The sequence below is a fragment of the Parafannyhessea sp. genome (assembly GCF_051876455.1).
GTDB lineage: Bacteria > Actinomycetota > Coriobacteriia > Coriobacteriales > Atopobiaceae > Parafannyhessea.
Map to the genome: position 1 here is coordinate 9714 of NZ_JBJEHW010000092.1, position 5857 is coordinate 15570.

Genomic DNA, 5857 nt, shown 5'->3' on the forward strand with positions numbered 1-5857 from the left:
GTGCGCCGCAAGAAGTAGCGACAAACGGCGACGACAGCCGACGCAAGGCCACACACGGTCATAAAGCCCCAGCTCAAGAGGCATGAAGTGGAGAAGGACGCGCACCCTCGGGATGTGCGTCCTTCTCAATTTGTCAGAAAATTGCCAATTGTCGCCCAATAGTTAGCCTCGGTGTACTACTATTCCATGTAGTTAGTGCCATCTAACTTCATGGAGTCTCATGCATCGGAGGAGTACATGGAGAGCGTTATGGACAACACGATTGGCTCGGGTAGGGTCGCCGCGCAGCGGGAGGTGCGCTCCGGCGCACAGCTGCCGCTGTCGATGGTGAACGAGGGCGAGACCGTCTCCGTCGCGCGCGTGCGCGGCAAGCAGGAGCTAAGGCAGCACCTGGCCGAGATGGGCTTTGTGCAGGGCTCGAGCGTGCAGGTGGTATCGCGCGTGAGCGGCGACGTCGTCGTCAAGGTCAAGGGCGCCACGTTCGCCCTGAACCGCGACATCGCGATGAAGATCGTCACCTGCTAGGGACGAGCGTCCCGGGACTCTGGTTTTTGCAAGCGCCGCGCTGCGCGGCTCTTTAGGAAAGGGGAAGCATGCCAACGCTTTCGGACGTCAAGGTTGGTCAGAGGTGCGTCGTGTCCAAGCTGACGGGTGAGGGTGCCATCAAGCGCCGCATCATGGACATGGGCGTCACCAAGAACACCGAGGTCCTGGTGCACAAGGTCGCGCCGCTGGGCGATCCCATCGAGGTCACCATCCGCGGCTACGAGCTCAGCCTGCGCAAGGACGAGGCCCGTTGCGTCGAGGTGAAGGACGTTACCAAGGCGTAGCAGGCAGGGGGACGACGTCCCTTTTTATTTGCGCGGAGAGTTACCCGTTACTAACATTCCGCACGTTACCAGGCATTCAATACACGCAACAACATGCAAGGAAGGCTTCATGGCAGACACGTTCTACATCGCCCTCGCCGGCAACCCCAACTGCGGCAAGACGACACTGTTCAACGAGCTCACGGGCTCGAACGGCTACGTCGGCAACTGGCCGGGCGTCACCGTCGAGAAGAAGCAGGCCGAGTGGAAGAAGGACAAGGACGTCGTCCTCGTCGACCTGCCCGGCATCTACTCGCTCTCGCCGTACTCGCCCGAGGAGGTCGTCTCGCGCGACTACCTCGTGAACGACCGCCCCGACGCCGTCGTCGACCTGCTCGACGTCACCAACATCGAGCGCAACCTCTACCTCACGACGCAGGTCCTCGAGACCGGCCGCCCCGTTGCCGTCGGCCTCAACATGTGCGACCTGCTCAAGGAGCGCGGCGACGTCATCGACACCAAGCGGCTCTCCAAGATGCTGGGCGTCCCCGTCGTCGAGGTCTCGGCGCTCCACAACAAGAACCTGGACGAGCTCCTGAACAAGGCAGTGGAGCTCGGCAAGAAGGGTGTCGCGGCCAAGGGCCCCAAGTGCTTCTCGCCCGAGGTCGAGGACGCGCTCCAGAAGGTCCAGAAGATCATCGCCGGCTCCGTGCCCGAGGACCTCGGCCGCTGGTACGCCATCAAGGTCTTCGAGCGCGACGCCGACGCCCTCGAGTCGCTCACGCTCACCAAGGAGCAGCTCGACGCCGCCGAGGAGGTCATCTCCAAGGTCGAGAAGGACCGCGACGACGACTCCGAGTCCATCATCACGAGCGACCGCTACGACTGGATCGCCGACGTCATGGCGGCCTGCGTCAAGAAGGCCCCCAAGAAGCTCACGACCTCGCAGAAGATCGACCGCATCGTCACGAACCGCGTGCTCGGCCTGCCGATCTTCATCGCGATCATGATCCTCGTGTACTACATCGCCATCGGCACCGTGGGCACCAACGCCACCGACTGGGTGAACGACAACCTGTTCAGCGACGGCTTCTTCGTCAACTCCGCGTCCGAGGCCCAGTACAACAAGGACCAGGCGGCCTACGACAGCCAGTACTACTCCGACAAGATCGACGGCTACATCGCCGCCGCCAAGAAGAAGGGCATCGACACCTCCAAGGTCGAGGCGGCCGTCTCAGACGGTGACATCTCCTCCGCGGACAAGAAGCTCCTCAGGAGCTTCGAGGCCAAGGCGGAGGCCAAGGGCGTCGTCGCGACCAACGTGCCCGAGCACGACGGCGACGGCAACCTCACCTACAACGGCGGCAAGCTCGTGACCAAGCTCGACAAGGACGGCAACGCGATCCTCAAGAGCGGCCAGAAGCTCGACGTCATCAGCAAGGTCACGCTCGCGGACTTCAAGAAGGCCGTGAGCACCCCGGCCCCCGACCAGCACGACTACAGCGGCTTCGTAGACTCCATCCCCAACGCCGTGACCGGCTGGCTCACCAACGCCGGCGCAAGCGACGTCGTGATCTCCCTCGTGGTCGACGGCGTCATCGGCGGCGTGGGCTCCGTCCTCGGCTTCATCCCGCAGATCTTCGTACTGTTCGTCCTTCTCTGCTTCCTCGAGGACTGTGGCTACATGAGCCGCGTCGCCTTCGTCATGGACCGCGTCTTCCGTCGCTTCGGCCTCTCCGGCAAGTCCTTCATCCCCATGATCGTCTCCTCCGGCTGCGGCGTCCCCGGCGTCCTGTCCACCAAGACGATCGAGAACGAGCGTGACCGCCGCATGACCGCCATGCTGACGACCATGATTCCCTGCTCCGCCAAGCTCCCGATCATCGCGCTCGTCATGGGCGTGCTCGTCGGTGCTGACAACGGCGCCTGGTGGGTCGCCCCGATGTTCTACTTCCTCGGCATCGTCGCCATCATCGTCTCGGCCGTCATGCTCAAGAAGACCAAGCCCTTCCAGGGTGAGCCCGTCCCCTTCGTCATGGAGCTTCCCGACTACCACTTCCCCAGCATCCGCTCCTGGGCGCTGCACATCTGGGAGCGCGTGAGCGCCTACGTCAAGAAGGCCGGCACGATCATCTTCGCGGCTGCCGTCGGCATCTGGTTCCTCTCCAACTTCGGCATCGCCGGCTGGAGCGGCGGCAGCGGCTCCTTCGGCTACCTGCAGGGCATGGCCGGCGCGCCTGACACCTACATGGACTACTCCATCCTCGCCGGCATCGGCGGCGCGCTGAGCTTCATCTTCATGCCGCTCGGCTTCGGCAACTGGCAGGCCACCGCATCCACCATCTCCGCCCTCATCGCGAAGGAGAACCTCGTCTCCACGTTCGGCGTCCTCTACGGCCTCGGCAGCGCGACGGAGAACTCCGTCACCATGTGGCAGGGCTTCGCCAACATGTTCACGATCGCCGGCACGCTCCACGTCGGCGCCATGTGCGCGTTCGTCGCGTTCAACATGCTCTGCGCCCCGTGCTTCGCCGCAATGGGCACCATCCGCAAGCAGATGGACGACCCCAAGTGGTTCTGGTTCGCCATCGGCTACGAGTGCGGCTTCGGCTGGATCGTCGGCCTCCTGATCAACCAGTTCTACGAGCTCGTCGTCTTCGGTAACTTCGGCTTCTGGACGGTGGTCGCCTTCGTGGTCCTCGCCGGCCTCCTGTTCCAGCTCTTCCGCCCCATGCCCAAGTGGGACGAGAAGGACGAGCACATCCTCGACAGCCTCACGGAGGAGTCCATCGCGTAGGACGGCTCGGTAGATTTTCCAGGGCGGCCCCCTTCCCTGTCACGAGCGGGGGAGGGGGCCGTCCCAGTTCGGGATGGCAGCGCGGCCCGCGACCAGGTGGATCGAGCTGCCGATGCGCGCATTCGCGCGGGAAGGTGGTGCTGACGATGGACATGGGCATGGTTGCCGCGCTCGCGTTCTCCGTCATGGTCTCAGGTGCGTGCGTCGCCATACGCGATGCCTGCGAGCGGGAACTCGGATGGGCGTGACGTGGTCGCCGGCGCAGCCGCCCGCACCCCAGTGGTTCGAGCTTGCCCATGGCATGGTCCTGCTGCGCGGCTCCCTCCTGTCGGAGCAGGCCAGCGGGACGCTTCGCCTCATGCCCGAAACCCTGCGCATCGGCCACGTGCGCCTTGGCGGGTGCGCCATCGTCCTGCCTGACGGCAGCCGCCTGCGGGCCGTCGAGGGAGACGTGGCGATCGTCTCGCCGGAAGTCGGTGCCGTGGGCATCGAGCTGCGCGGCGGCCGTGCCGAGGGGCTCGTACTCTCCGTCGACTGCGGAAGGCTCCCGGCATCGATACGTCGCGTCTTCGCCGGGCTCGAGGTCAACGTGGAGTCGATACGGCGCATGGTGCCTCCCGAGCGTCCCGTACTGGTTACGCACGCGACCCCCGAGTGTGCGCGAGTCTTTGCGGAGACCTATCGGCTCGTGAACGAGTGCGACGTGGGCCACGTCCGCCTCAAGGCCATCGAGATGCTCGGGTGCCTCTCCGCGTCGCCCTCGGCGACAACGCGCGGCCGCGTCGACCGGGGCGTCGCATCGACGCGAGCACGACACGCCTGCATCGCCCTTCGCGCCCAGAAGGAGATGATGGGCGACGTATCGGACCCAAAGACGATTCCCACCCTCGCGGCGCTGTGCGACACCTCGCCGACCGTCCTCAAGGAGGCCTTCCGCGAGACGTTCGGGATTCCCCTCCATGCGTGGTACCGCGAATATCGCGTGAGGGTCGCTGCCCGTGCCCTGCTCGAGGGCGACTCCACGATTGCGGAGGTCGCGGCATCCGTCGGGTACTCGAACCCCTCGAAGTTCGCCGGCGCCTTCTTCGACATCATGGGCGCGACGCCGAGGGAATGGCGTGCCACGCATGGAAAGGATGGCGTAGGTACGAAAGCTCGACCCCAAGGCACGAGATGACGGCAACGTGACGACCCGTCCGATTGGGGCATGCGGTCGCTTTGGAGTTGCCCCATCCGCCGAGGCATGCGAACGTAGCCGAAAGGTTAGGCGACTGAAAGGGGTTTGTCATGGTTGGTCATCACTTCTGGCTCTTCGCAGGCGGCGCTGCCGCGGCTGGCGCGGTCGCCGGACTCGCGAGCGGGGGTCTTCTCCACAAGGCCGCGGTGAGCGTGACCGCCGGCTGCATGAAGGTGGGCGACGCCGTGAGCGCCGAGACCCAGTCCATCGCGGACGACGCCGCCGACAAGCGCGCCGCAGCCCGTCGCCAGGCCAAGATCGACGCCGCCGTCGCGGAGCGCCTCAAGGATCTGGAGGCCGGCATCCGCGAGGAGGTCACGCAGAAGGTGGACGAGGCGGGGACCGAGGCCTAGTCGCATGCGCTACACGATCGTCTCTGAACTGCCTGGGCGCCTGCACCTCCGCTGCGGCGCCCTTCTCATGGACGGGGGAGAGGCCCGTGGCGTCGCAAAGGCGCTCATGGGCCTAAATGGCGTACGCCAGGCGGATGTGCACCCGTCGAACGGCTCGATCCTGGTCGTCTTCGCTCCTGCGACGCGCGATGAGGTCCTTCTCGCCGTGCGCTCCCTGGACGTGCTGGCGCTGCCCACCGCCGAGCCCGGCGTGGACGAGGCATCGGGCGCCATCGAGGTCCGTACGGAGAACAACCGCTTTGCCATGGAGGTCACGCGCCTCGCGGGCGCGCACTTCCTGAGGAGGCTCCTGCTGCCCACACCGCTGCGCGCCATGTGGGTGACCTTCCAGGCGCTCAGGTTCGTGGCGATGGGCCTCGCGCACCTCGTTCGCGGCGAGCTCACCGTCGAGGTGCTCGACGCGACGGCAATCACCGCGAGCATCCTGCGCGGCTCGTTTGACGAGGCTGGGACGATCATATTCTTCCTGCAGCTCTCCTCCGCGATGGAGCGCCATGTGCAGAGCCGCTCGCACCTTGCCCTCCGCGGCAACATGATCACGCGCGCGGAGTCCGTCTGGGTCGTGCGCGACGGCCAGGACGTCCGCATCCCCATCGAGGAC

Annotated in this window: 5 protein-coding genes and 1 pseudogene; all 6 read left to right on the forward strand. The window is 65.5% G+C overall.

The window, feature by feature from the left end:
- Positions 1 to 249: 249 nt before the first annotated feature.
- Positions 250 to 525, forward strand: a complete 276-nt coding sequence (locus tag ACI38Z_RS04230; RefSeq protein WP_439788941.1) for a FeoA family protein — start codon at positions 250 to 252, stop codon at positions 523 to 525.
- 68 nt (positions 526 to 593) lie between these two features.
- Positions 594 to 830 (forward strand): FeoA family protein, encoded by a 237-nt coding sequence (locus tag ACI38Z_RS04235; RefSeq protein WP_439788942.1) that lies wholly within the window; start codon positions 594 to 596, stop codon positions 828 to 830.
- Positions 831 to 939: 109 nt separating this feature from the next.
- The gene (feoB, locus tag ACI38Z_RS04240) at positions 940 to 3606 is read left to right on the forward strand and encodes a ferrous iron transporter B (protein ID WP_439788943.1); all 2667 of its coding nucleotides are present in this window, start codon (positions 940 to 942) and stop codon (positions 3604 to 3606) included.
- 238 nt (positions 3607 to 3844) lie between these two features.
- Entirely contained in the window at positions 3845 to 4783 is a 939-nt protein-coding gene (locus ACI38Z_RS04245) for a helix-turn-helix domain-containing protein (RefSeq protein WP_439788944.1), read from the forward strand.
- A 110-nt stretch (positions 4784 to 4893) separates the two neighbouring features.
- Positions 4894 to 5196, forward strand: coding sequence for a DUF1490 domain-containing protein (locus ACI38Z_RS04250; RefSeq protein WP_439788945.1), 303 nt, complete (start codon positions 4894 to 4896; stop codon positions 5194 to 5196).
- A gap of 4 nt (positions 5197 to 5200) precedes the next feature.
- Positions 5201 to 5857: pseudogene (locus ACI38Z_RS04255) on the forward strand (heavy metal translocating P-type ATPase); the annotation flags it as partial.

What these genes read in the sequence shown, in the direction of transcription:
- ACI38Z_RS04230 (WP_439788941.1), top strand. Translation starts at nt 250, where the DNA reads ATGGACAACACGATTGGCTCGGGTAGGGTCGCCGCGCAGCGGGAGGTG.
- ACI38Z_RS04245 (WP_439788944.1), top strand. Translation starts at nt 3,845, where the DNA reads ATGGGCGTGACGTGGTCGCCGGCGCAGCCGCCCGCACCCCAGTGGTTC.
- ACI38Z_RS04250 (WP_439788945.1), top strand. Translation starts at nt 4,894, where the DNA reads ATGGTTGGTCATCACTTCTGGCTCTTCGCAGGCGGCGCTGCCGCGGCT.
- ACI38Z_RS04235 (WP_439788942.1), top strand. Translation starts at nt 594, where the DNA reads ATGCCAACGCTTTCGGACGTCAAGGTTGGTCAGAGGTGCGTCGTGTCC.
- feoB (WP_439788943.1), top strand. Translation starts at nt 940, where the DNA reads ATGGCAGACACGTTCTACATCGCCCTCGCCGGCAACCCCAACTGCGGC.